This window comes from Marinobacter sp., assembly GCF_052094685.1.
Lineage (GTDB): Bacteria > Pseudomonadota > Gammaproteobacteria > Pseudomonadales > Oleiphilaceae > Marinobacter.
Genome location: NZ_JBQDKB010000028.1, coordinates 13638 through 37624 on the forward strand (window position 1 = coordinate 13638; position 23987 = coordinate 37624).

Annotated in this window: 19 protein-coding genes, 2 tRNA genes and 1 pseudogene; 16 read left to right on the top strand and 6 right to left on the bottom strand. The window is 53.2% G+C overall.

Annotated elements, in window-relative coordinates:
- Positions 1-451, top strand: a pseudogene (locus tag ACTH3S_RS07765) (histidine kinase); the annotation flags it as partial.
- A 100-nt stretch (positions 452-551) separates the two neighbouring features.
- Entirely contained in the window at positions 552-2582 is a 2031-nt protein-coding gene (locus ACTH3S_RS07770) for a methyl-accepting chemotaxis protein (RefSeq protein ID WP_441808446.1), read from the top strand.
- A gap of 8 nt (positions 2583-2590) precedes the next feature.
- Here ACTH3S_RS07770 and ACTH3S_RS07775 read toward each other — a convergent pair whose 3' ends face one another.
- From ACTH3S_RS07775 to ACTH3S_RS07785, 3 genes are read right to left on the bottom strand one after another with little or no spacing between them, the layout of a single operon-like run.
- On the bottom strand, positions 2591-3148 hold the full coding sequence (locus ACTH3S_RS07775) for a cob(I)yrinic acid a,c-diamide adenosyltransferase (protein WP_441808447.1): 558 nt from the start codon (positions 3146-3148) through the stop codon (positions 2591-2593).
- A 32-nt stretch (positions 3149-3180) separates the two neighbouring features.
- Complete coding sequence (locus ACTH3S_RS07780; RefSeq protein WP_441808448.1) at positions 3181-4227, bottom strand: ketopantoate reductase family protein; 1047 nt, start codon at positions 4225-4227, stop codon at positions 3181-3183.
- A 2-nt stretch (positions 4228-4229) separates the two neighbouring features.
- Positions 4230-7082, bottom strand: coding sequence for a valine--tRNA ligase (locus ACTH3S_RS07785; protein ID WP_441808449.1), 2853 nt, complete (start codon positions 7080-7082; stop codon positions 4230-4232).
- Between the two features lie 212 nt (positions 7083-7294).
- On the opposite strand from ACTH3S_RS07785, the gene ACTH3S_RS07790 reads away from it, so the two are divergent.
- From ACTH3S_RS07790 to hsdR, 7 genes are all read left to right on the top strand, one after another.
- Complete coding sequence (locus tag ACTH3S_RS07790) at positions 7295-8770, top strand: N-6 DNA methylase (RefSeq protein WP_441808450.1); 1476 nt, start codon at positions 7295-7297, stop codon at positions 8768-8770.
- Positions 8767-9930 carry a restriction endonuclease subunit S gene (locus tag ACTH3S_RS07795; RefSeq protein WP_441808451.1) on the top strand — a complete coding sequence of 388 codons (1164 nt, stop codon included), beginning with the start codon at positions 8767-8769 and terminating at the stop codon, positions 9928-9930. Before ACTH3S_RS07790 ends, ACTH3S_RS07795 begins: the two co-directional genes overlap by 4 nt.
- A gap of 302 nt (positions 9931-10232) precedes the next feature.
- Positions 10233-10484, top strand: a complete 252-nt coding sequence (locus tag ACTH3S_RS07800; RefSeq protein ID WP_441808452.1) for a toxin HicA — start codon at positions 10233-10235, stop codon at positions 10482-10484.
- Complete coding sequence (locus tag ACTH3S_RS07805) at positions 10477-10803, top strand: type II toxin-antitoxin system HicB family antitoxin (protein ID WP_441808453.1); 327 nt, start codon at positions 10477-10479, stop codon at positions 10801-10803. The genes ACTH3S_RS07800 and ACTH3S_RS07805 overlap by 8 nt, the downstream gene beginning before the upstream one ends.
- A gap of 182 nt (positions 10804-10985) precedes the next feature.
- The gene (locus tag ACTH3S_RS07810) at positions 10986-11267 is read left to right on the top strand and encodes a type II toxin-antitoxin system Phd/YefM family antitoxin (protein ID WP_441808454.1); all 282 of its coding nucleotides are present in this window, start codon (positions 10986-10988) and stop codon (positions 11265-11267) included.
- Positions 11264-11566 carry a type II toxin-antitoxin system RelE/ParE family toxin gene (locus ACTH3S_RS07815; RefSeq protein ID WP_441808455.1) on the top strand — a complete coding sequence of 101 codons (303 nt, stop codon included), beginning with the start codon at positions 11264-11266 and terminating at the stop codon, positions 11564-11566. The genes ACTH3S_RS07810 and ACTH3S_RS07815 overlap by 4 nt, the downstream gene beginning before the upstream one ends.
- Positions 11567-11616: 50 nt before the next feature.
- Positions 11617-14004 carry an EcoAI/FtnUII family type I restriction enzme subunit R gene (hsdR, locus tag ACTH3S_RS07820; RefSeq protein WP_441808463.1) on the top strand — a complete coding sequence of 796 codons (2388 nt, stop codon included), beginning with the start codon at positions 11617-11619 and terminating at the stop codon, positions 14002-14004.
- A gap of 39 nt (positions 14005-14043) precedes the next feature.
- Here hsdR and ACTH3S_RS07825 read toward each other — a convergent pair whose 3' ends face one another.
- The gene (locus tag ACTH3S_RS07825) at positions 14044-14547 is read right to left on the bottom strand and encodes a DNA polymerase III subunit chi (protein ID WP_441808456.1); all 504 of its coding nucleotides are present in this window, start codon (positions 14545-14547) and stop codon (positions 14044-14046) included.
- Positions 14547-16040 (bottom strand): leucyl aminopeptidase, encoded by a 1494-nt coding sequence (locus ACTH3S_RS07830; RefSeq protein WP_441808457.1) that lies wholly within the window; start codon positions 16038-16040, stop codon positions 14547-14549. Before ACTH3S_RS07830 ends, ACTH3S_RS07825 begins: the two co-directional genes overlap by 1 nt.
- A gap of 248 nt (positions 16041-16288) precedes the next feature.
- On the opposite strand from ACTH3S_RS07830, the gene lptF reads away from it, so the two are divergent.
- Positions 16289-17392, top strand: a complete 1104-nt coding sequence (gene lptF / locus ACTH3S_RS07835; protein ID WP_441808458.1) for an LPS export ABC transporter permease LptF — start codon at positions 16289-16291, stop codon at positions 17390-17392.
- On the top strand, positions 17385-18446 hold the full coding sequence (gene lptG / locus ACTH3S_RS07840; protein WP_441808459.1) for an LPS export ABC transporter permease LptG: 1062 nt from the start codon (positions 17385-17387) through the stop codon (positions 18444-18446). The genes lptF and lptG overlap by 8 nt, the downstream gene beginning before the upstream one ends.
- A gap of 17 nt (positions 18447-18463) precedes the next feature.
- On the opposite strand, the gene ACTH3S_RS07845 is transcribed toward lptG, so the two are convergent.
- Complete coding sequence (locus ACTH3S_RS07845) at positions 18464-19015, bottom strand: RDD family protein (protein ID WP_441808460.1); 552 nt, start codon at positions 19013-19015, stop codon at positions 18464-18466.
- Positions 19016-19156: 141 nt separating this feature from the next.
- Between ACTH3S_RS07845 and alaS the strand changes: the two genes are divergently transcribed.
- From alaS to ACTH3S_RS07870, 5 genes are all read left to right on the top strand, one after another.
- Positions 19157-21787 carry an alanine--tRNA ligase gene (gene alaS, locus ACTH3S_RS07850; RefSeq protein WP_441808464.1) on the top strand — a complete coding sequence of 877 codons (2631 nt, stop codon included), beginning with the start codon at positions 19157-19159 and terminating at the stop codon, positions 21785-21787.
- Between the two features lie 109 nt (positions 21788-21896).
- Complete coding sequence (locus ACTH3S_RS07855) at positions 21897-23135, top strand: aspartate kinase (protein ID WP_441808461.1); 1239 nt, start codon at positions 21897-21899, stop codon at positions 23133-23135.
- A 188-nt stretch (positions 23136-23323) separates the two neighbouring features.
- Complete coding sequence (gene csrA, locus ACTH3S_RS07860; protein WP_441808462.1) at positions 23324-23521, top strand: carbon storage regulator CsrA; 198 nt, start codon at positions 23324-23326, stop codon at positions 23519-23521.
- Between the two features lie 126 nt (positions 23522-23647).
- A tRNA-Ser gene (locus tag ACTH3S_RS07865) sits at positions 23648-23737 on the top strand.
- 64 nt (positions 23738-23801) lie between these two features.
- Positions 23802-23878 (top strand) — tRNA-Arg (locus tag ACTH3S_RS07870).
- Positions 23879-23987: the final 109 nt, after the last annotated feature.

Genomic DNA, 23987 nt, shown 5'->3' on the forward strand with positions numbered 1-23987 from the left:
TTTCTGGGTTTTTTCCGGTTTGGCTTGGTTTTTGGGGGGGGGTGTTTGCGTTTGGGCGTTTGTGGGGGGGGGGGTGGTGCCCGGGGCAGAGCTGGGCCACACCCCCCCCGCAAGGCCGAGGTACCTTAAAGCCTGCGAATGGATTAATTGGATACCGGTAAGGCTGCTTTCAGTAACCTTCGGAATTGCAGGCGATCTGTCCGGGTGGCTGGGCGAAGCCAGGAGGGCAATTGCGGGGTTTACGAATAAAACGTCAGAAGTGCTCATGATTTCTGCTAATGGGTCGTTAACCGGGTATGCACTTGATCCAGCCCGGTTTTCCCAAATTCACCCGGATGAATGGGCCAATTTTGGCGGGCGTAGCCTGAGTGCAGTGAGAGACTTGCTTAACCGGAGTATGCTGGTTTGGATCTGCTTGTTGGCGTTGTTGGTTATTGCAGGCGTTGTCTGAGGGATCAGGCAGCATTAATTAGAGCTCAAGTTTTTGAGCGTTCAGGCGATAACAAAAAAGAACATGAATTCAGTTCTTGAGCTCCAAAGAGAGGGTCGACGTGAAGCAACTCATTAATCCTGCAGTAGCACTGATGAACCGGTTGCCGATGCTGTACAAATTCAGCCTTATCAGCATCCTGTTCCTCTTACCGATTGGTGGGTTGTCTTGGCTCGTGATGACTGAACTCAACCGCTCGGTAGAGACCATGACCCGCGGCGTGGAAGGCCTTGAGCAGTTGCGCCAGGTTGATCGTCTTGTAGACGCTTCTATGGACTACCGGGATTACCGTGCACCGGCGGTGGCTAAAAATGAAGGCGCCATCAAAGCGCGCTCCGAAGAAGTGGCAAAGGAAATCAGCGTTGCTCTGACTAGCCTGACAGAGAAAACCCGCTCTTTTGATGTATCTGGTGCGTGGGCTGACCAAGTGGAGGCTTTACGGGCAGACTGGAAGAAACTGCGAGCAGAGGATAACTACCAGAGCAGCTTTGATAGCCAATTTAACTACTACCAAGAGTTTGTTCAGAAGGTGCTGGCGCTTCTTCCCGCCACCATAGAGACCTCTGGGCTGGGCCAGGGAGCTTCCAGAGAAAATCAGCTTGTTCTGGGGCTGGTCCGTGAAACTCTGCCGAATGCTCGCAGTGATATCGGGCAGGCACGCTCCTACGGTTTTTATGCGCTGATTCAAGGACAGATTGGTTACGCTCTCAGTGAAACGTTTAACGAGCTTTATGATGCTTTGGCTAACCGTGGTTCACTGCTGTCACCGGCCCTGACACTTGCCGCAGATGCCTCACCTGCGATGTTATCCCAAGCGGGTGATGCATTCCCGAAAGTTGATCAGAGTCTTCCGAACGTTCGTGAATTGATAGAGATGGATATCATCACGCCCATGCGTTTAGAGCTGTCCTGGCAGGAGTATGATTCTCGTATTGCAGCTCAGTTGGCGGGTTATGGTGAGCTTAAAGCTGCCGCGTTTGAAGTAATAGAAGCTAACTTGAATGCAAGGCTGGAGCAGGAAGTGAGCCAGCGGAGCCTGATCGTGGTGGCGCTGATCGTTGTTCTGCTCATTGTCGTGTACCTCTATATTGGCTTCTTCATGTCCGTGCGCACTGCAATCAATCGGTTCAGTGAGGCTGCACGCAAAGTGGCTGCAGGGGATATGACCACCCGGATTTCACTTGATAACCGTGATGAACTTGGCGAACTGACCGGTGAGTTCAACAACATGACGGATCGCATAGCCGAACTGATACGCTCTGTTGGCCAAACAACCTCGGACGTTGATCAGCAGGCTGCGCGAGTGAATGATACGGCAGCGGCTAACAGTGAAGCGGTGGCCCGCCAGATGACGGAGAGCGGCCAGATCAATGAGGCTATGGGTCAAATGGTTGTGGCTGTGAACGAGGTGACGGAAAGCGCGCACCGGGTTGCAGACAGTGCCACGGCGGCCGAGCGAGATACAGAAACCGGCCGGGGTGTGGTTTCAGATACCGTAGAAACCATTAACCGACTGGCGACCGAGATTTCCGGTGCGGTGGATGTGATCAACCGGGTAAGCGAAGACAGCGACAACATCAGCCAGGTGCTGGTGGAAATCAAGGCAATCGCGGGGCAAACCAACCTTTTGGCTCTGAACGCTGCCATTGAGGCGGCTCGTGCGGGCGAGCAGGGCCGTGGCTTTGCGGTCGTGGCCGATGAAGTGCGCTCGTTGTCTCAGCGCACCCATAAGTCCACTGAAGAAATCGAAGGCATGATTTCACGGCTCCAGAGTGGCGTGAAGGATGCCGTTTCTGCCATGACCAACAGTCGTGATGCCACCCAAACGACCGTTAAAAAATCCGGAGAAGTCACGGAGGCATTGAGCCGGATTACCCAGGGTATCTCGGTGATTGTGGACATGAGCCACCAGATTGCCCAGGCAGCAGAAGAGCAATCTGCAGTATCGAAAGATGTAAATGCAAGTGTGGCCCATATTGGTGAGCTTGGCACATCCACTGCGGCTAACGCGGAAGAAACTCTGGCCTCATCTCGCGAAATGTCTGAGCTTACGGCTTCTCTGCAGAGGCTTGTGGAGGCGTTTAAGGTCTGAAATCGGGGCTATATCCCCGATTTCTTTTGATCCCACAGAATTTCTTCCGCGCCTTCCCGGCGGGCTAGAACCCTTGAGGCGACAAACAGCAGGTCTGATAAACGGTTCAGATACTGTCGGCCCAGCGGGTTGATAGAATCTTCATGGCTGAGCCCAACCACCACACGCTCAGCACGGCGGCAAACAGCGCGGGCCAAGTGGCACTGAGCTGCGGCGGGGCTTCCGCCTGGCAGAATGAAGTTCTTTAGAGGCGGCAACGGCTCGTTCATTTCATCGAGCAGGTTTTCTAGCCAACGGATGTGCTCGTGGTTGATTGCTTTACTGCCCGGAATCGCAAACTCTCCACCCAAGTCAAACAGGTGATGCTGAATACGGCGCAACGGCTCCAGCATGTCATCGTCGCTGTTTAGGGTCTCAATTAATAAACCAATATGGCAGTTCAGCTCATCAGCCGTGCCCAAAGCCTCAACACGCTGGGAGTTTTTGGCGATACGATTGCCATCGGCCAGGCCGGTAGAACCGTCGTCACCGGTGCGGGTGTAAATCTTGGAAAGGCGATTGCCCATGAAGAGCTCCTTATTGGTTAAGCGCGGATTTATTAAAGTCGTTGTAAAGCTTGTACTCGCTCGGTCAACATTTGGTTTACCGGCGTGGCAATGCCATGGCGCTTGCCACATTGCACAAGATAGCCATTGATGAAATTTATCTCGGTTTTACGTCTCGCATTAACATCTGCACGCATGGACGAGGTATTGCTGGCGGTATTTCTCACGACTGTTTCAATACGCTCTTGCAGAACTTTCGGCGCAATGTTCTCCGAGGTTTCTGCTTGCAGCAAAAGAGATATTTCCTGGCAAAGCCCGTCAATATTTTGTAGATAGAGAGATGCGTTCAGAATCTCACCGTTAGGGCAGTTCAACAGAGCGGTAAACGGATTGATCCCCGCGTTAACCAGCAACTTTTGCCAAAGCCGCTTTAGAATGCTGACTTCAACATGAACCCGCAAGCCGGTTTCGGCCAGCTGTTGAACCACACTCGCGGTGTGATCAGCGGCAGAAGCCGTAAGTGCGCCCACCCAGGTATCACCAGCCCCGGCATGCACCAGCACATCTGGTGACGGCCGATTCGCACCCTCAGTGGTACTAGCCGCCAAAATTGGCCGCTCCGGCCAGCGTTCAGCCACTGCCTGCTGGCTACCCAGGCCGTTCTGAAACAATACAACAGGCGTATCCACCGGAATTTGGGGAAGCCAATCTTCTAAAGCCGCGAGAGTATCACCGGCTTTGGTTGTTACCAGAAGAAGTGCTGGATGTTCATTTGATTGAAGCCATGGAAGGCTCACATAGGTGCGGGCATCACCAGAGACCGGCGAAGCCGTCAGGCGGGGGCTCCCGAAACCTTGTGGAGCCATGGATGGCGGAACAGAGCGTACAAGGAAGTATTCACAGCGTGTTTTGGGAGCCCCCGCCTGACGGCTGAAGCTCCCCCCAAGCCCAAATTCATGCTCAGGCAAATCATTAGAGATGCGAGGCAAAAAACCACAATAACCAGACGGTAAAAGGGCGGCCCAAAGCCGCCCCAAAGAACCCGCTCCAAGAATGGCAATCAACTCGCCACCCCCGGAACGCTCGCCCACAGACACCATACCTACATGGCCTCAATATCTGCGCGCTGCTGGTTCAACCGGCTCAGGTTACCGCGAACCTCAGCCAATTTCTCCTGCTCCTTAGCAACAACCTCAGCTGGCGCCTTAGCAGTAAACTTCTCATTGTTGAGCTTGCCTTCAAAACGCCCGATTTCCTTCTGCAGACGCTCAAGCTCCTTGTCCAGACGCTTCAGCTCCGCGTCCTTATCAATCAGCCCAGCCATAGGTACCAACACTTCCATATCGCCCACCAACTGAGTGGTACTCATAGGAGCATTGTCGCCCTCAAACCACTCCAGGCTTTCCAGCTTGGCCAGGGAGCTCAGGAACTGACGGTTCTCATTCATCCGGCGCTGGCCCTCGGCACTGTTGCCACGGAATAGAACCGGAATCTTCTTCGCTGGGGAAATGTTCATCTCGCCACGAATATTACGCACCGCCACAATCACACCCTTCAGCCACTCAATATCCTCAACGGCTTGTGAATCGTGCTTGCTGGCATCCATCTGTGGGAAAGGCTGCAACATAATGCTGTTGCCAGATTTACCCGCCAACGGCGCAATGCGCTGCCAGATCTCTTCAGTGATAAACGGCATGATCGGGTGCGCCAAGCGCAGAACCGTTTCCAGTACGCGAACCAGAGTGCGGCGCGTGCCACGTTTAGCCTCAGCGCTGCCGCTGTCATCGCTCAACGAAGGCTTCGACAACTCCAAGTACCAATCGCAGTACTCGTTCCAAATGAACTCATACAAAGCGTGAGAGGCCAAATCGAACCGGTACTGATCCAGGTGGCGGGTCACATCCTGCTCGCACTGCTGCAGCGCGCTGGTAATCCAGCGGTCTGCTAGTGACAGCTCAACTGGCTCGCCATTCACGCCGCAATCTTCGCCTTCCACGTTCATCAGCACGTAACGGGCCGCGTTCCACAGCTTGTTGCAGAAGTTACGGTAGCCTTCTAGGCGCTTCATATCCCAGTTGATATCACGGCCGGTGGTGGCCATGGCAGCGAGGGTAAAACGCAGGGCGTCAGTGCCGTGGGCCGAGATGCCTTCTGGAAATTCTTTTTCTGTTTGCTTGGCAATCTTCTTGGCCAGCTTGGGCTGCATCAGGTTACCGGTGCGCTTCTCCAGCAGAGGCGCCAAATCGATTCCGTCGATCATGTCCAGCGGATCAATCACGTTACCCTTGGATTTCGACATTTTGTCGCCGTTCTCGTCGCGGATCAGACCGGTGACGTAAACGGTCTTGAACGGAACCTGCGGCGTGCCATCTTCGTTCTTCATGAAGTGCATGGTCATCATGATCATCCGGGCAACCCAGAAGAAAATAATGTCGAAACCGGTTACCAGCACATCGGTAGGGTGGAAGGTTTTCAGGCGCTCGGTGATTTCCGGCCAGCCAAGAGTGCCGAACGTCCACAACGCAGAGCTGAACCAGGTATCCAGAACATCGTCGTCCTGTTTCAGTGCGAAATCTGCCGCCAAGTTGTGCTTCTCGCGCACTTCCTCTTCGCTGCGGCCCACGTAAATGTTGCCTTCTGTGTCGTACCAAGCTGGAATGCGGTGGCCCCACCATAACTGGCGAGAGATACACCAATCCTGAATATCGCGCATCCAAGAGAAGTACATGTTTTCGTATTGCTTAGGCACAAACTGAATGCGGCCGTCTTCAACGGCTTCAATAGCTGGCTTGGCCAACTTTTTGGCATCGGCAAACCACTGGTCGGTAAGCATCGGCTCGATAATCAGGCCAGAGCGATCACCACGGGGCACACTCAATACGTGATCTTCCACCTGCTGAACCAGGCCGGCGGCTTCCATATCGGCTACGATCTGCTTGCGGGCATCTTCCCGTGTCATGCCGGCGTAAGCGGCGGGCAGGGTGCCATCCAGTTCCGTATTTTCAGTGCCGTCGCTGTTGAACACTTCTGCCTGTTCACGAATGTTCGCGTCTTGGGTCAGTACGTTCATCATCGGCAGGGCGTTGCGTTTGCCCACCGCATAGTCATTGAAATCGTGAGCGGGGGTAATCTTCACGCAGCCGGAGCCCTTTTCCGGATCGGCGTGGTGATCGGCAATCACTGGAATACGGCGGTTCACCAGCGGCAGCATTACGAACTTGCCAATCAGGTGTTGATAACGCTTATCATCCGGGTGCACGGCTACGGCAGTATCGCCCAGCATGGTTTCTGGGCGAGTGGTAGCGACCACCAGATAGTCTTTGCCATCTTGCGTGGTGGCACCGTCGGCCAGCGGGTAACGCAGGTGCCAGAAAAAGCCTTTCTCTTCCTTGTTCTCAACTTCCAGATCAGAAATGGCGGTGTGCAGCTTCGGGTCCCAGTTCACCAAACGCTTGCCGCGATAGACCAGGCCATCTTCATACAGGCGCACGAACACTTCTTGAACCGCTTTGTAGAAACCGTCGTCCATGGTGAAGCGCTCGGTATCCCAATCCACCGAGTTGCCCAGCCGGCGCATTTGGCCAGTAATGGTGCCGCCAGATTGCTCTTTCCAGTCCCAGATGCGTTTGATGAACTCTTCCCGGCCCAGATCGTGACGGGTTTTGTCTTCCTCGGCAGCCAGTTTGCGTTCCACAACCATTTGAGTGGCAATACCCGCATGGTCACTGCCTACCTGCCAGAGGGTGTTGTGGCCCTGCATGCGCTTGTAGCGGGTAAGGGTGTCCATAATGGTGTGCTGAAAGGCATGGCCCATGTGCAGGCTGCCGGTCACGTTGGGTGGCGGGATAGCGAGGCTGTATGACTCACCTTCGCCGCTGGGACGAAAGTAGCCGTTGGACTCCCAGTTTTCGTACCACTGGCGCTCGATGTTTTCTGGCTGGTAGGTTTTTTCCATGGGTTTTTGCTGATGACCGTGTTGGTGGATTCGCAAAGCGATTTTAGTCGCACGATTATACATGGACGGCTGCAGTCGGGCCATGGACTGGGCTTGCCAGCTAAGCTTCGCCGCTTGTTGGCTGATAGCCTTGCCTGTTTGGATTATACTGCGGCGCGTCTGTGCGGAACCCCCGCTCCGCCGTTAAATTGCGCCAAAAATCTGGAACCTAAATGTTCGAACAAACCTTCAGAAACATCGATAACGTTCTTTGGAAAGAAGCCGGTTGTGCCACCGAGCTGGATTACACAGAACAAACCTCCTGGATGCTGTTTCTCAAATACCTGGATGACCTGGAGTTCGAACGCTCACAAGAGGCAGAACTGCGCGGGCAAGACTACGAATTTATTATTGATGCAGCCCATCGATGGTCCCGCTGGGCAGCGCCCAGGAATGCCGATGGCAGTTTTGACCATGATAACGCGCTAACCGGCGACGACCTGATTCAGTACGTCAGCTTTGACCTCTTTCCTTACTTGCACGGCTTTAAAGAACGGGCAGCCAGTTCCGACACTATTGAGTACAAAATCGGGGAGATTTTTGGCGAAATCCGCAACAAATTTGCCAGCGGCTACAGCCTGCGGGATGCGCTTGAGTTGATCGACGAACTCAGCTTTGGCTCCCAGGCAGAGAAGCATGAGCTGTCTCATCTGTACGAAACCAAGATCAAAAACATGGGCAATGCCGGGCGTAACGGCGGCGAATATTACACACCACGCCCGCTGATCCGCGCCATGATCCAGATAGTAGACCCGGTGATTGGTGAGCGCATATACGACGCAGCCGCGGGGTCGGCAGGCTTTCTGTGCGAAGCCCATGATTACATGCGCTATGGCACAGACGGGCAGGGCGATGGCAAAGGCCTATCCACCGCAGACCTGCAAACCCTGCAGACCCGCACCTTCTATGCCAAAGAGAAAAAGAGCCTGCCTTATGTAATCGGGATTATGAACATGATCCTGCACGGCGTGGAAACGCCCAACATAGTGCGCACCAACAGCCTTACTGAAAACCTGAACGATATTCAGGAGAAAGACCGCTACGACGTTATCCTCGCCAACCCGCCGTTTGGCGGCAAAGAGCGCAAGGAAATCCAGCAGAATTTCCCCATCAAAACCGGCGAAACGGCGTTCCTGTTCCTGCAGCACTTCATCAAGTATTTGCGCGCCGGTGGCCGGGCGGCTGTGGTAATCAAAAACACTTTTCTGTCCAACTCCGACAACGCCTCAAAAGCGCTGCGCAAAGAACTGCTGGAAAACTGCAACCTGCACACGGTTCTCGACTGCCCCGGCGGCACATTTCTCGGGGCGGGCGTTAAAACCGTGGTGTTGTTCTTCGACAAGGGCGAGCCCACCCGGAACGTTTGGTACTACCAGCTGGACCCCGGCCGCAGCCTTGGCAAAACCAACCCGCTAAACGACAACGATCTGAAAGACTTTGTGGCACGGCAGGCGAACTTTGAGGATTCCGACAATTCCTGGACTGTAAGCATCGGCGATGTGGAACAGGAAAGTTTTGATCTGTCTGTGAAGAACCCGAACAAAGCTGAGGAAGAGCCGCTGCGTGATCCCGAAGTGATCATTAATGAGATTGAGACGCTGGATAAGGAGAGTGAGGCGATTCTGGAAGGGATTCGGGGGATGTTATGAGGGCGAAGTGGAGGACTTGTCAGTTAGGAGAAGTCTGCACATTACAGCGTGGTTTTGACCTGCCCAAAAAGGACAGGCAGGTCGGCAAGATACCGTTGATAGGCTCTAGCGGGGCTATTGATGTTCATAGCGAAAAAAAGGTGCTGGGGCCTGGAGTGGTGACAGGCCGGAGTGGAAGTATTGGCGGGGTTTTCTACATCGACGATGATTTTTGGCCGCTGAATACCACTTTGTACGTCAAAGATTTTCATGGAAATTACCCTCGTTTTATCTACCATCTTCTTTCTAGCTTTAAATTGGGGCGCTTTTCTTCTGGAGCTGGCGTTCCAACGCTTAATCGGAACAGTGTTCATGGCGAAAAGGTAAATGTTCCGGAGAGTGTCGAGGAACAAAAACGCATCGTCGCTATCCTCGATGAAGCCTTCGCAGGCATCGACGCGGCAATCGCCAACACCGAAAAGAACCTCGCCAATGCTCGGGAGTTGTTTGAAAGTTATTTGAGTTCGGTTTTTGGTAGGCGGGGAAAGGATTGGTGCGAGTTCACTCTGAAAGAAGTTTGTACTGAATATGGCCGAGGGAAATCGAAGCATAGGCCGCGAAACGATCCCCGACTATATGGCGGCGATTATCCGTTTATACAGACTGGAGATGTTCGTCGTTCGGATCATATCATTACTGATTTCTCAAAAACGTACAATGATAAAGGCCTTTCGCAAAGTAAGCTTTGGCCTAAAGGCACGATTTGTATCACGATCGCTGCAAACATCGCGGAGACGGGAGTTCTTGGTTTTGACTCATGCTTTCCGGATAGCATAATCGGTCTTGTTGTAGACAATACTAAAGCATCAAATTCTTACGTTGAGTTCCTGCTCCAGTCTGTAAAAACGGTGTTGAAGGCAAAAGGTAAGGGCAGCGCACAAGACAATATAAATTTAGGGACTTTTGAGAAGGAAAAGTTTCCATTTCCACCGCTAGTTGTCCAGCAACAAGTGGTAGCGAATGCCGAAGAGCTTAGGGTAATGCTTCGTGAACTCGAACATATTTACGAGAGAAAACTTTCTGCTCTGGCAGAGCTTAAGCAATCCCTCCTCCAAAAAGCCTTCACCGGCGAACTAACTGCAGAAAATATGGAAAACGAGGCCAGGGAGGCCGTAATATAACCACAGAAAACGAAAGCTCGATCATCCTCTATGAGGAAGCTGGCAAAGCCGTGGAAGTGCGCTGAATACACAAAGCGATATTGCCTGGCTGAACCTTCTGCAGCTGTTGCAAAAAATGCAACAGCTGCAGAAGGACGCAAAGCACTGAGTGGGGCGAGTTAGCTCGTGACTCAATTATCCGGGATTGCGGGGTAGCTTGTCAGGAGAACAGTCACCACAGATCTTTCTGGTACGTGCCAAATTCGTGTTGCCTCAAGCCTTACTCTCTTTTCTTTTGATATCATTATTGATACTGTTTCTGTATGGCAGATATAGAAGATATACTCGCTAAAATGCGGGCCAATCCCAAAGGCATAAGGTTCAATGACTTATGCAAAGTGTGCGATACCTATTTTGGAGAGGCTCGTCAGTCGGGCTCCAGTCATCGTGTTTACAAAACACCGTGGCAGGGCGACCCGCGAGTAAATATTCAAAACGCCAAAGGTAAAGCCAAGCCCTATCAGGTGCGGCAAGTGCTGGCCGCTATCGAGCGGATGGAGGTAGAAAATGGCTAAATTTATTGATCGTTACACATACCGTGTTACTTGGTCAGAAGAAGACCAAGAGTATGTTGCAATGTGTGCTGAGTTCCCCAGTCTCAGCTGGCTTGCAGACACTCAGGAAGACGCGTTATCCGGTATTCGAAGCCTGGTTAAAGAATGCCTCAGCGATATGGAAGAAAATGGGGAGCCCGTGCCAGAGCCTATGGCTACAAAAAAATACAGTGGTAAGTTTATGGTGCGTGTGCCGCCAGAGACACACCGCCACTTGGCGGTGGAAGCTGCAGAAGCCGGTGTTAGCCTAAATAGGCTGGTGGCCAGCCGCTTGCATTAAACACGTAGCAGGGCCCATGAACAGGCTGGCAAGAGAGAGCGAGTGAGCGAAGCTACCTTGAATGAAGCTGAAACCCGCGCAGAGCTAATCCGGCTGTTATGCTCCTGCTCTCGAATGCCTTGTTTGGTGTCATTCAATACCGTACTCTTTGATGTACACTTTAACGTACTTAGGTGATTGGTATGTCAAGGGTTCGAGTAGATGAAGATATCCGCCCCCTGTCTGAATTTCGCGCAGGGGTCGCCACATTTGTAAAGCAGCTCCAGGAAAATCGTCGCCCTATGGTGCTGACCCAAAGAGGTCGTGGCGTTGCGGTGCTGGTGGATGTTCACGAGTACGAGAAGATGCAGGAGCGCCTGGAAATACTGGAAGAAGTGTATAAGGCAGAAGAGCAGATAGCCTCTGGCGATGGTATTGCCCATGAAGACGCGAAGGCTCGAATTCTGAGCAGGCTTGCCCAGTGAAGACTGTTTGGTCCCCGCTTGCGCTGGCGCGTGTTGAGGATATAGCCCGGTATATTGCCGAAGACAACCCGGATGCTGCGGTAAAGTGGGTTGATGATTTATTTGCCAGGGTAGAGCAATTGGCTGATTACCCCAAAAGTGGGCGTATGGTTCCCGAAGTTGGGTCTCCTCGCATCAGGGAGCTGATATATGGAGCGTATCGGGTTATTTATAGCGCCAAAGATCACGTTGATATTCTAACGGTGCGTCGCGGTAGACAGTTATTGCGAATGTCCGAACTTGGTGATGACGCAACATAACTGGGCGTCATGAACAGGCTGGCAAGAGAGAACGAGTGAGCGAAGCTACCTTGAATGAAGCGGAAACCCGCGCAGAGCTAATCGACCCAGCCCTGAAGGTCGCCGGTTGGGGCGTGGTGGATGCCAGCCGGGTGCGGCGTGAAGTGATCGCGCCGGGCCGCTTGCAAGGTGGCGGGCGCAGGGCACCGGCGGATATTGCCGATTATGTGCTTACGTATAAGGGCCAAAAACTCGCTGTTATCGAAGCCAAGAAGCGAGCGTTGCCGGTAACGGAAGGATTAGCTCAGGCCAAACGCTACGCCGAGCGCTTGCAAACACGGTTTGCCTACAGCACCAATGGCGACGGCATTTACCGGGTAGACATGCACACCGGCGAAGAGGGCTTGGTGGCGGGGTATCCGTCGCCCGACGAACTCTGGGCCGAAGCCTTCGCCGAGAGCAATATCTGGCGTGAACGGTTTGGGGCCGTGCCGTTTGAAGACAAGGGCGGTTTTTGGGAGCCCAGATACTATCAGCACAACGCCATTTCTAAAGCCCTGGAAGGCATTGCCAACGGTGATGAACGCATATTATTAACCTTGGCAACCGGCACCGGCAAAACAGCCATTGCCTTTCAAATCGCCTGGAAGCTGTTTCATGCCCGCTGGAGCCTGGCGGCGCAAGCAACAGGGGAGCTGGGCCGGCAGCCGCGCATTCTGTTTCTGGCAGATCGCAATATTCTCGCCAATCAGGCCTTCAACGATTTTTCTGCTTTTCCTGCCGATGCACTGGTGCGCATTGATCCCGAGGCTATCCGCAAAAAGGGCCGGGTGCCCAAGAACGGCAGTGTATTTTTCACTATCTTCCAAACGTTCATGACCGGTCGGGATGAAAACGGCGACCCCGCACCCAGCTTTGGCGACTACCCGCGAGACTTTTTCGATTTAATCATCATTGATGAGTGTCACCGTGGCGGTGCCAACGATGAAAGCAACTGGCGCGGCATTATGGAGTATTTCAGCCCCGCCGTTCAGTTGGGCCTTACCGCCACGCCGAAGCGCGGCCACAACGCGGATACCTACGCGTATTTCGGCGAGCCGGTGTACATCTATTCTTTGAAGGAAGGCATTAACGACGGTTACCTGACGCCCTTCAAGGTGCGGCAAATCGCCACCACGGTGGATGATTATGTGTACACCAGCGACGACCAGGTGGTTGAAGGTGAAATCGAAGAAGGCAGGCGCTATACCGAGGCAGACTTCAACCGGGTGATCGAAATTGAAGCTCGGGAGAAGTACCGGGTTCGGGTGTTTATGGACCAGATCGACCAGCGCGAGAAAACCATCGTGTTCTGTGCCACGCAAGTGCATGCGCTGGCGGTGCGTGATTTGATCAATCAGATGAAAACCAATACAAACCCGCATTACTGCGAGCGGGTAACGGCAGACGATGGCAAGGAAGGCGAGCGTTTTCTGAAGCAGTTTCAGGATAATGAGAAAACCATCCCTACGATTCTGACCACCTCGCAAAAGCTGTCTACCGGCGTGGATGCCCGTAACGTGCGCAATATTGTGCTGATGCGCCCGGTTAACTCGATGATCGAGTTCAAACAGATCATCGGGCGCGGTACCCGTTTGTTTGATGGCAAAGACTATTTCACAATTTACGATTTCGTGAAGGCCTACGAGCACTTTAACGACGCAGAGTGGGATGGCGAGCCACTGGCACCGGAGCCGTGTGGCCAGTGCGGCCAGATTCCCTGCAACTGTGCAGTAGAGCCCCCGCAACCCTGCAATGAATGCGGCGAGCGCCCTTGCGTGTGCGAAAAGGAGCCGCCTGAGCCGTGCGACGAATGCGGCCAGCAGCCTTGTACCTGCCAACAGAAACGCAAAATTAAGGTGAAACTGGCTGATGGCAAGGAGCGCACCATTCAGCACATGAGCGCGACCAGCTTTTGGAGCCCGGATGGCAAACCCATGTCGGCGGCTGAGTTTATTCAACACCTGCATGGTGATTTACCGGAATGGTTCGCTGATGAAGACAAGCTGCGCGAACTGTGGAGCTTGCCAGATACCCGCATCAAGCTGTTGGATGGCCTGGAAGAGAAAGGCTATGGCATCGAGCAGTTGCAAGAAATCGGCAAGATGATTGAGGCCGAAAAGAGCGACATTTATGATGTGCTGGCTTATGTGGCTTTCAACCTGTCACCAATAACACGGTCTGAGCGTGTGGATACTCACCGGGCACGTATTTACGGCCAGTTCGATTATCGCCAGCATGAGTTTTTAGAGTTTGTGCTGGATCATTATGTTCAGCGTGGTGTTACCGAGTTGAACCCGGATAAGTTACCGCAGTTGATTGAGCTGAAGTATCACACGGTTCGTGATGCAGTTCAGGAGCTTGGGCCTGTGGCGAACATACGAAATGTGTTTGTCGGGTTTCAGAAGAGCTTGTACTGATAAGGTGCCGACAGGCCGTTGGCGGGGAGCCCGCCAAGCTTAACGCTGCCGTTGGTCGTGAACTCTTGCCTCGATACCCAGTGCCCTAAGCTGCTTAAAATGCGACCGCGCCTGATTGAGCATCGCCGGGTCGTTATGAGCCACTAGAGCAAGCCGTTTAAACCTGTCTGCATTCGCAGGGAGTGTCTCCGAGAGAATAATAACCGTGTCCCAATCTTCCGCTATCGGCGGGCATAGCAATATGCCAACTGGGTCAGTACAGGGTGTGGCGGAATCGGGAATGATACTGTGCGGGATAAACGCATCAGGGCTGAAGTTCCAGATCAGACCATCCAGTTCTTCAGCCTGTTGCGTGGTATCACATACGATGCACACCCGGTCGCCTTGCTGCCAGGCTTTGTTTACAAGCTTGGTGGCGTGCAGGTGGCGAGCGGCGGGGGTGTCCTGCAGCAGGATGTGGAACCAATAACGCTGGTTCTTTTCCTGCTGCTCGGACGTACCGGCAGCATGGCTGCCGGTTTGTGTTGCCGGGTTACTTTCCATTATTTGCCGGCATGGGACATCAGGTAATTGACCAGCAAGGGAACCGGGCGGCCGGAGGAGCCTTTGGCTTTGCCGGAGTGCCAGGCGGTGCCTGCAATGTCGAGGTGCGCCCAGTTGTATTCCTTGGTGAAGCGCGACAAGAAGCACGCAGCGGTAATGGTGCCCGCCGAGCGACCGCCGATGTTGGCCATGTCTGCAAAATTGCTGTCTAGCAGGGGCTGGTACTCATCCCATAATGGCAGGCGCCAAGCTTTGTCGCTGGCGCGATCGCCGGCGGCCAGTAATTCGTTTGCCAGCGCGTCGTTGTTTGCCAGCAGGCCGGTAGCTTCGTGGCCAAGGGCAACAATGCAGGCGCCGGTTAGTGTGGCCAGGTCGATCACCGCTGCCGGGTCAAACTTCTTCACGTAGGTGAGGGCATCGCACAATACCAGGCGGCCTTCAGCATCTGTGTTTAGGATTTCAACCGTTTGGCCTGACATAGTGGTCACAATGTCGCCAGGGCGAGTGGCATTGCCGTCCGGCATGTTTTCAGCGGCGGCAATCACCGCAACCACGTTGATTTCAGGTTGAGTTTCCGCAAGCACCTGCATGGCACCGAATACGGCGGCAGAACCACCCATGTCGTATTTCATTTCATCCATGCCAGCGCCTGGTTTGAGGCTGATGCCACCGCTGTCGAAGGTGATGCCTTTACCAACCAGTACATGGGGCTTGTCTTTTGCGTTGCCGCCGCGGTATTCCATTACAATCAAGCGTGGTGGCTGGGTGCTGCCTTGGCCGACGGCCAGAAGGGAGTTCATGCCCAGTTTTTTCATCTGCTTTTCATCAAGAATTTCAGTCTTGATGCAATCGTGGTCAGCCGCCAGTTTGGTGGCTTGTTCGGCGAGCCATACAGGGTGGCAGATGTTCGGCGGCGTGTTGCCCAAATCGCGGGTGTAGTTCATGCCACGGCCGGTAGCCAAGCCCAAATTGAAGGCTTCTTTCTGGGCTTTGCCAGCATTTGAGGCCGAAACCAACACTTTGTTGAGTTTGCGTGCGGTCGGCTTTTCGCTTTTGAAATCGCTGAAGAGGTAGAGCTGGTCTTCCAGTGTGCGGCCAATCAGGCTAAGTTTTGCAAGTTCGGAGCTAACGCTTTCGTCACCCGTTACAGCGGTTTCTGTCAGGGTAATAAGCACGCTTTTTGAAGGGCCGTCTTTGAGTACGCTCATCATGGCCGATAGTGCCATGCGTAAATTGGCGCTGTTGCGGTCGGCGTCTTTTCCGGTGCCCACAATAAGGAGTCTGCCCCAAGGTTGGTCGCTAAGGGGGATCAGGTTTGTTTCTGCATTCTTGCCGGTAACGTCGCCAGCCTTCTGGAGTTTGCCGATCAGCCCGCCCAATGCGCCGTCCGCCTCGGTGGTGGAGGCTGGCCAGTCGCCTTTTTCTGGAAGGGCGACGACCAAGCAGTCGGCTTTGGTGCTCGTAATAACATTGCTGTTTAGGCTGAAGTTCATGGAAACTCCTGTAGTTGTCCGGGAAAGCCGCAGTTGTGAGCGGCGGGAATGATTCGTTCTGATGCCTCCAAGCATTGGGGCTTGGAGGCAGATTATCAAGTTGGCAGAGCAGGTTACTTCACTTTATTGGCACTTAATCTGTCGCGGCCTTAACGTCGCTGCGCTGTCATTCAGCCCCAAGGTTACATAGAATACGCGCAGTTTTCCTATTCCTCCATATTCCGGTCTACACGGGCAGAGAAACCGTTTTGCACATTATTTTTCGCTATCTCATACGTCAGATTATGGTCAGCATGGTTGCTGTTTCGGGCATCCTTCTGCTGGTGTTCATGAGTGGGCGTTTTATCAAATATCTGGCCGGTGCAGCCGAGGGCAAAATTGCGCCGGGTGTGCTGTTTGAAATCATGGCCTATCGATTCCCCGGATTTCTTGAGCTCATTCTTCCGCTAGGGTTGTTTATCGGCATATTGCTCGCTTATGGCCGGATGTACCTGGAAAGTGAAATGACGGTGCTTTACGCCTGTGGCGTTAGTGATCGCCAGCTGCTTTCAAAAACCCTGATGGGTAGCCTTGTTGTGATGTTGGTGGTGGGGAGCATGAGCTTGTTTGTATCCCCCTGGGGCATGGGGCAGGTTGAAAAAATCTTTGCGGAACAGTCGAAAGCGACAGAGTTCGACTTGCTCGCGCCGGGGCGCTTTCAAGAGCTTTCATCCGGTGGGCGTGTGACTTACACCGAGGCTCTTAGTGACGACAAGCGACGTCTGCAAGGTGTATTTATTGCGGAGTATGGTCGTGATGGTGAGGGTGTAAGTGTTATTGCAGCCGAATCTGGATCCCAGTTGATTGATGAGGACACGGGCAGCCGCTTCCTTATTTTAGAGGACGGCGCACGTTTCGACGGAATGCCGGGCAAACTGGATTACCAAATTACCGGCTTTGAAGCCTACGGCCTAAAAATTCGCAGCGGCAGCAGTGGCGACGTGGAACTGGATGAGGGCGTGACTACCGGCCAGCTAATGCGCTCGGATGACCCCAGAGACAGGGCTCTGTTGCACTGGCGTTTTTCGTTGCCGCTGATTGTCCCAATTGTAACCTTGTTGGCGGTTCGGCTTAGCCGTGTGAACCCTCGGCAAGGCCGGTTTTTCCATTTGCTGCCAGCAATGCTTGTTTATGTTGCTTACCTTGGACTGCTCATTGTTGCCCGTGATGCCATGTCGGACGGCAAGGTGCCTGAGTGGCTAGGTATGCTTTGGGTGCACGCAATCTTTCTGGCACTGGGCTTGTGGTTGCATTTTGGCCCGGCCTGGCTTTACAAGCGAAAGGTGACGCGGGAAGGGCTAGCTAATGCGTAAGATTGACCACTATGTGATGCGCAATGTTGGCGGCGCAATGCTCCTAGTGATGGTGGTTGTGCTGTCTCTGGATCTCATTTTCGCTTTCGTTGCTGAGTTAGAAGACACCCGAAACAACTATCAAATCTTAGATGCGCTCTGGTATGTGCTTCTCACGTTGCCGCGCCGGATATACGACTACCTGCCGCTGGGTGCTTTTATGGGCTGCCTGGTTGGGCTGGGCAGCATGGCCAGTTCTTCTGAGCTTACCGTTATTCGCGCGGCGGGGGTTTCGCTCAAGCGAGTTGTTTGGTCAGCAATGAAACCGGCATTGGTGATTGTTTTGGCTGGTGTGCTTATCGGTGAATATCTGGCGCCGCCAGCGGAACGAAGTGCCCAAAGCTATAAAGCTGTCGCGCTCGGTGCTGGCCAGAACGTCGCCGCGGCCCATGGTGTGTGGCATCGTGAAGGGAACGTGTTCATGCACTTAAATGCGGTGCAGTCTAATGGTGTGCTGCACGGTATTTCCATGTTCCGCTTCAACGATGAGCGCAAATTGGTAACTGCCAGTTTTGCCGAGCGGGCGATCTATGAGGGCGATCACTGGATGCTGGAGAACTCCACCACCACGCGCCTGGAAGGCGACTCAACAAGCCGCGAGGAGCATAAGTCTCTGCGCTGGGACACGGGCTTGTCGCCGAGTGTCTTGAGTGTATTGATCGTGAAGCCCGAAAATCTTTCTATGACGGGCTTGTACACCTACGCCAGCTATCTTGGCGACCAGGAGTTGAACGCCTCTCCTTATTGGCTGGCGTTCTGGAAAAAAGCTTTAATGCCGCTAGGTACCGGGGTGATGGCTCTGGTCGCTATTTCCTTTATTTTTGGGCCGTTGCGCTCGGTTACCATGGGTTTCCGGGTGTTTACCGGTCTGCTTGTGGGGTTGCTGTTCAAGTACATGCAGGATTTGCTGGGCCCGATGAGCGTGGTTTACGGATTTAACCCAATACTTGCGGTTCTCGTGCCGATTGCGGTGAATGCGGTGTTTGGTGCCGTACTGATGCGCCGGGCAGGGTAGCCGCCTGGCGCTCTGGATTAGTCCGCTGTTGGTTTTTTTGCCAGATTCACAACAACACTTTCGGACAGCCGGTCGGTTACTGACAGCCCGTTTACCGGGAAAAACAGTGCGAGCATTGCTGGAATTGAAAGAAGAAGCGTTACAGATCCGAGGTAATAGCCGGCTAGTAGGGCTAGAAATAACACACCAGCTGCGGTTACGTAACGACGAAGCGCCTGGCTCCAGCTTACGGATGAGCCATCCAGATTCTCTATGCGTATACGCCAAACTTGCATGCCCAGCGTTTGTCCGATACGCGTCCAAAAATAGGCAAAGAACAGATACATCACCAGGAAAAGCACAAATGTTAAGCCGGGATCTCCGGATAACTGGCCTGAGTCAGCTTTTTGTAGAGGTGCGTCCCAACTGGTGACCCAGCCATTTGCCCAGCCGGTTATCAGGGTGTAAATACCGGTGGTAACCAGAAGCACAGCAATACTGATCAAGCCGTCGTAAACAATAGCGAGGGATCGTTTAAGAAACGACGCTGGGGGAAGCAGTTCGTCAGCGGCGTGGAAGCGACGGGGCATGGGGTCTCCTGTGATGTTTCACGTTTTTCATGTACTCGGCGTGTGCTAGAGTAGCCGATTTGCACACGCATGTAAGTATTCGTATTCAATCTCGGATCCGGCCGGTTTACGGTGGGATTTATGGAAAGGTATCAACGGGCTATGAAAACCGCAGAGTTGCGACAGGCATTTCTCGATTATTTTAAGCAGCAAGGTCACTCCATTGTTTCAAGCAGCTCGCTGGTACCAGCGGATGATCCGACACTGCTGTTTACCAATGCGGGGATGAACCAATTCAAAGACGTGTTTCTCGGCCGTGAGCAGCGCGACTACAGCCGTGCGACCAGTACCCAGAAATGTGTTCGGGCCGGCGGTAAGCACAACGACCTTGAGAATGTTGGCTACACAGCTCGCCACCATACATTCTTCGAGATGCTCGGCAACTTCAGCTTTGGCGACTACTTCAAGCGTGAAGCCATCAATTATGCGTGGACCTTCCTGACGGGAGAGCAGTGGTTGAATCTGCCTTCTGAAAGGCTGTGGGTGACTGTTTACGCAGATGATGACGAAGCCTACGACATCTGGAACAAAGAAGTTGGCGTACCGGCGGATCGTATTATCCGCATCGGAGACAACGGCGGTGCTCGCTATGCCTCAGACAACTTCTGGCAGATGGGTGATACTGGCCCTTGTGGCCCGTGCTCCGAAATTTTTTACGACCATGGTCCAGATGTAGCAGGTGGCCCTCCTGGAAGCCCAGAAGAAGATGGCGATCGTTACATTGAGATCTGGAATGTGGTCTTCATGCAGTACAACCGCACCGCCGACGGTGAAATGCTCAACTTACCTAAGCCTTCCGTGGATACGGGTATGGGCTTGGAGCGGGTGACAGCGGTTCTGCAAGGTGTGCACAGTAACTACGAAATTGATCTCTTTGATGATTTGTTGAACGCGGCCTCAGAGGTACTTGGTGGCGCTGCAACCACAGAAGCCAGCCTGCGGGTAGTTGCGGATCATATCCGCTCTTGTGCGTTTCTGATTTCCGATGGTGTTATGCCGTCCAACGAAGGTCGAGGCTTTGTATTGCGTCGAATCATTCGGCGTGCTGCCCGCCATGGTAATAAGTTGGGCGCCACAGGCCCGTTCTTCTATAAGTTGACCGGTGCTCTGGTTGAATTGATGGGCGAGGCGTTTCCTCAGCTGGTTAGTAGTCGCAAGCAGATCGAGCGAGTGTTGTTGCAAGAGGAAGAGCAGTTTGTAAAAACTCTGGATAAGGGTTTGCGCCTTCTTGAGCAGGATATTGCCGAGCTGAAAAGTGAGGTTATTCCGGGTAAGACTATTTTTACGCTGTATGACACTTACGGTTTTCCGGTAGACCTTACCAACGATATAGCCCGTGAGCGTGGCTTAACGTTGGATTACGAAGGCTACGAAAAAGCCATGGAGGCCCAGCGTGAGCGGGCCAGGGCAGCTAGTAAATTTGGAATAGATTACAACGCAGCCAGCTTGGGTATCGACGGCAAAACCGAGTTCACCGGTTATGACCAGGTAGATGGCCATGAACGGATTCGTGCCGTAATTGTGAGCGGCGAGCAAAAAACGGCTGAAGCCGGTGATGAAGCAGTCGTTGTGCTTGAACGCACCCCATTTTATGCTGAATCTGGTGGCCAGGTAGGCGATACCGGGCTGCTGACGTGGAGTGGCGGTCGTTTCAAGGTAACGGATACCCGAAAGGATGGGGATAATCACCTGCATGTGGGCACTCTTATAGAAGGTGAGCTTTTCCCTGGCCTAGAAGTGGATGCGCGTATTGATCATGGGCGCCGTGACAGGACCCGCCGCAACCACTCAGCAACACACTTGTTGCACGCTGCCTTACGCAAGATTTTGGGCGAGCATGTTGGCCAGAAAGGCTCACTTGTCGACCCAGATAAACTGCGTTTTGATTTCTCGCACTTTGAAGCTGTTACACCAGAACAGCTGAAAGAGATTGAGCGCCAGGTGAACGAGCAAATTCTTGATAACACCGCAGTACAGACTGACATCACGGATATGGAGCAGGCCCAGGAAAAAGGCGCCATGGCTCTTTTTGGTGAAAAGTACGGCGATGTTGTTCGTGTGTTGAGCATGGGTACAGATAGCTACTCTGTGGAACTGTGTGGTGGAACCCACGTGGCGCGCACCGGCGACATTGGTCTGCTCAGAATTACCTCAGAGAGTGGTATTTCCTCCGGCGTTCGCCGCATTGAAGCGGTGACTGGCTTTGGCGCGCTTGAGTGGGTGGATGAAACTGAGCGTACATTGCGTGAAGCGGCCCGCCTCGTGAAGGGCAGCCGAGAAACGATTGTCGAAAAAGTGCAGCAAACGGTTGAGCGCAACCGGCAACTCGAGAAAGACGTTGACGCCCTGAAAGCCAAGTTGGCGAGTTCAGCAGGGAACGACTTGGCAGACTCTGCGGTAGAGGTCGCTGGCCTGAAAGTGGTTGCGTCCGAACTTGAAGGCGCCGATCGCAAGACGTTAATGGAAACCGCCGATCAGCTTAAAAACAAGCTGGGTGAAGGTGTGGTTGTATTGGCGAGTGTTGAGGATGGAAAAGTGACTCTTGTCGCGGGTGTGACCAAATCTGCAACCGGTCGAATCAAGGCGGGCGATCTGATGAAGCATTTGGCCTCTTTGGTAGACGGCAAAGGCGGCGGCCGACCTGACATGGCTCAGGGCGGTGGTAACGATCCGTCAAAGCTTGCAGGTGCGCTTTCTGGCGTGTCTGAATGGGTTGAGAAAAATATCGCCTAAGCAACTGTTTTTCTGAGGCGGTCGGGGTTTATAATTCCCGCCGCTTATTTTATGACGGGCAGGGCGTTGTGCTCTGCCACAGGTCCCTGATTAGGATATTGGAAAGACAATGGCTCTGTTTGTTCAGAAATTTGGTGGCACCTCGGTAGGTACAACCGAGCGCATAGAAGCAGTGGCTGAGAAAGTGTGTGGCTTCCGCAATGCGGGTCATGATGTTGTCGTGGTGGTTTCTGCCATGAGCGGTGAAACCAACCGGTTAATCGGGCTGGCCAGCGAGATTATGGACGAGCCTGTACCTCGTGAAATGGACGTGCTGGTGTCTACGGGAGAGCAGGTAACCATGTCTCTTCTCTCTATGGCTCTGCAGAAACGTGGTTGCGATGCGCGTTCTTATACCGGGTCGCAAGTGCGCATACTCACAGACAACATGCACACAAAGGCACGCATCAAAGAGATCGACGAGCAACGTATGCGTGCGGATCTGGATGCGGGTCGTGTGGTGGTGGTTGCTGGATTTCAGGGTGTTGATGAAAACGGCAATATCACCACGTTGGGTCGGGGCGGTTCAGATACCACTGCCGTGGCTCTGGCAGCTACGCTTAAGGCTGATGAATGCCAGATTTATACCGATGTCGACGGCGTGTACACAACCGACCCCAGGGTGGTAGACAGTGCGCGGCGTCTGGAGCGGATTACATTTGAAGAAATGATGGAAATGGCGAGCCTGGGCTCTAAAGTGCTCCAGATTCGCGCCGTAGAATTTGCGGGTAAATACAACGTTCCGCTAAGGGTTCTCTCCAGCTTCCAGGAAGGTGAAGGCACCCTGATTACATTTGAGGAAGAAATCGCCATGGAACAACCGGTCGTCTCCGGCATCGCCTTTAACCGTGATGAAGCCAAAGTTACGATCTCGGGCGTGCCCGACACCCCGGGCAGTGCATTGTGCATTTTGAAGCCGGTGAGTGAAGCCAATATTGATGTGGATATGATTGTCCAGAACGTGGGTGAGGATAACCGGACTGCCTTCACCTTCACCGTTCATCGCAACGATTTCAATCGTACCAAAGACGTGCTTCAGCGTGTTTCGGACGAATTGGGTGCGCGCGGAGTTAGCGGCGATACCAAGATTGCGAAGGTCAGTATCGTCGGTGTTGGTATGCGCTCTCATGCGGGAGTGGCAACCAAAATGTTTGAGGCGCTCTCGGTTGAGGGAATTAATATTCAGATGATCGCCACGTCAGAAATTAAGATTTCGGTGGTGATCGATGAGAAATATCTTGAGCTTGCGGTTCGTGCTCTTCACAGTGTATTTGAGCTCGACAAGCCTGGGGTAGAAGAGACCTTGTAACTCAAGCGGCGATCTGGCTTGTTGTTAAGGGTATTAAAAAAAGAGACTTATTTTCTGACCTTGTGTCCACATATGACCGTATAAGGGAATATGCGAGTGTTGGTCAGCCCGTGATCTCATTATAAAGATGGAAACCAATCAAAAAATTACTTGTCGGAACAGGTAGCTCTGGATAGGGAGTAAGGGATATGTTGATTCTAACTCGCCGTGTTGGCGAAACGTTGATGGTTGGTGATGAAGTCACCGTTACCGTGCTGGGGGTAAAAGGTAACCAGGTGCGGATTGGTGTAAATGCACCAAAAGAGGTTGCCGTTCACCGGGAAGAGATTTACCAACGCATTCAGTCTGAAAAAGATGTGGATGAGCCGGAACCCGGCAACAGCTGAGCCGATAAAAGGCCGTTCAGGGGAAACCCGGACGGTTTTTTTATGCCTGGGTGAAACGAACACTAAAAAAATCGCGTTACCCCTATGAAAACAGAAACATTGTGGTAATATACGCCCCGTTCTCAAGGAGAGGTGGGTGAGTGGCTGAAACCAGTTCCCTGCTAAGGAACCGTACGCGAAAGTGTACCGAGGGTTCGAATCCCTCCCTCTCCGCCATTTCTTATCATAGGAAAGGCAGGACAGGTTGAAGTAACGACCAACCACAATAAGTGATCAATGTGCGGCTGTAGCTCAGCTGGATAGAGTACTCGGCTACGAACCGAGCGGTCGGAGGTTCGAATCCTCCCAGCCGCACCACTTTTTGCAAGTTGCTCTCGAAAAGGTCTTGGCTAACTCGAGAAAAGATTTTACGCGGCTGTAGCTCAGCTGGATAGAGTACTCGGCTACGAACCGAGCGGTCGGAGGT

What these genes read in the sequence shown, in the direction of transcription:
- ACTH3S_RS07775 (WP_441808447.1), bottom strand. Translation starts at nt 3,148, where the DNA reads ATGGGCAATCGCCTTTCCAAGATTTACACCCGCACCGGTGACGACGGT.
- ACTH3S_RS07780 (WP_441808448.1), bottom strand. Translation starts at nt 4,227, where the DNA reads ATGGTGTCTGTGGGCGAGCGTTCCGGGGGTGGCGAGTTGATTGCCATT.
- ACTH3S_RS07785 (WP_441808449.1), bottom strand. Translation starts at nt 7,082, where the DNA reads ATGGAAAAAACCTACCAGCCAGAAAACATCGAGCGCCAGTGGTACGAA.
- ACTH3S_RS07790 (WP_441808450.1), top strand. Translation starts at nt 7,295, where the DNA reads ATGTTCGAACAAACCTTCAGAAACATCGATAACGTTCTTTGGAAAGAA.
- ACTH3S_RS07795 (WP_441808451.1), top strand. Translation starts at nt 8,767, where the DNA reads ATGAGGGCGAAGTGGAGGACTTGTCAGTTAGGAGAAGTCTGCACATTA.
- ACTH3S_RS07800 (WP_441808452.1), top strand. Translation starts at nt 10,233, where the DNA reads ATGGCAGATATAGAAGATATACTCGCTAAAATGCGGGCCAATCCCAAA.
- ACTH3S_RS07805 (WP_441808453.1), top strand. Translation starts at nt 10,477, where the DNA reads ATGGCTAAATTTATTGATCGTTACACATACCGTGTTACTTGGTCAGAA.
- ACTH3S_RS07810 (WP_441808454.1), top strand. Translation starts at nt 10,986, where the DNA reads ATGTCAAGGGTTCGAGTAGATGAAGATATCCGCCCCCTGTCTGAATTT.
- ACTH3S_RS07825 (WP_441808456.1), bottom strand. Translation starts at nt 14,547, where the DNA reads ATGGAAAGTAACCCGGCAACACAAACCGGCAGCCATGCTGCCGGTACG.
- ACTH3S_RS07830 (WP_441808457.1), bottom strand. Translation starts at nt 16,040, where the DNA reads ATGAACTTCAGCCTAAACAGCAATGTTATTACGAGCACCAAAGCCGAC.
- lptG (WP_441808459.1), top strand. Translation starts at nt 17,385, where the DNA reads ATGCGTAAGATTGACCACTATGTGATGCGCAATGTTGGCGGCGCAATG.
- ACTH3S_RS07845 (WP_441808460.1), bottom strand. Translation starts at nt 19,015, where the DNA reads ATGCCCCGTCGCTTCCACGCCGCTGACGAACTGCTTCCCCCAGCGTCG.
- alaS (WP_441808464.1), top strand. Translation starts at nt 19,157, where the DNA reads ATGAAAACCGCAGAGTTGCGACAGGCATTTCTCGATTATTTTAAGCAG.
- ACTH3S_RS07855 (WP_441808461.1), top strand. Translation starts at nt 21,897, where the DNA reads ATGGCTCTGTTTGTTCAGAAATTTGGTGGCACCTCGGTAGGTACAACC.
- csrA (WP_441808462.1), top strand. Translation starts at nt 23,324, where the DNA reads ATGTTGATTCTAACTCGCCGTGTTGGCGAAACGTTGATGGTTGGTGAT.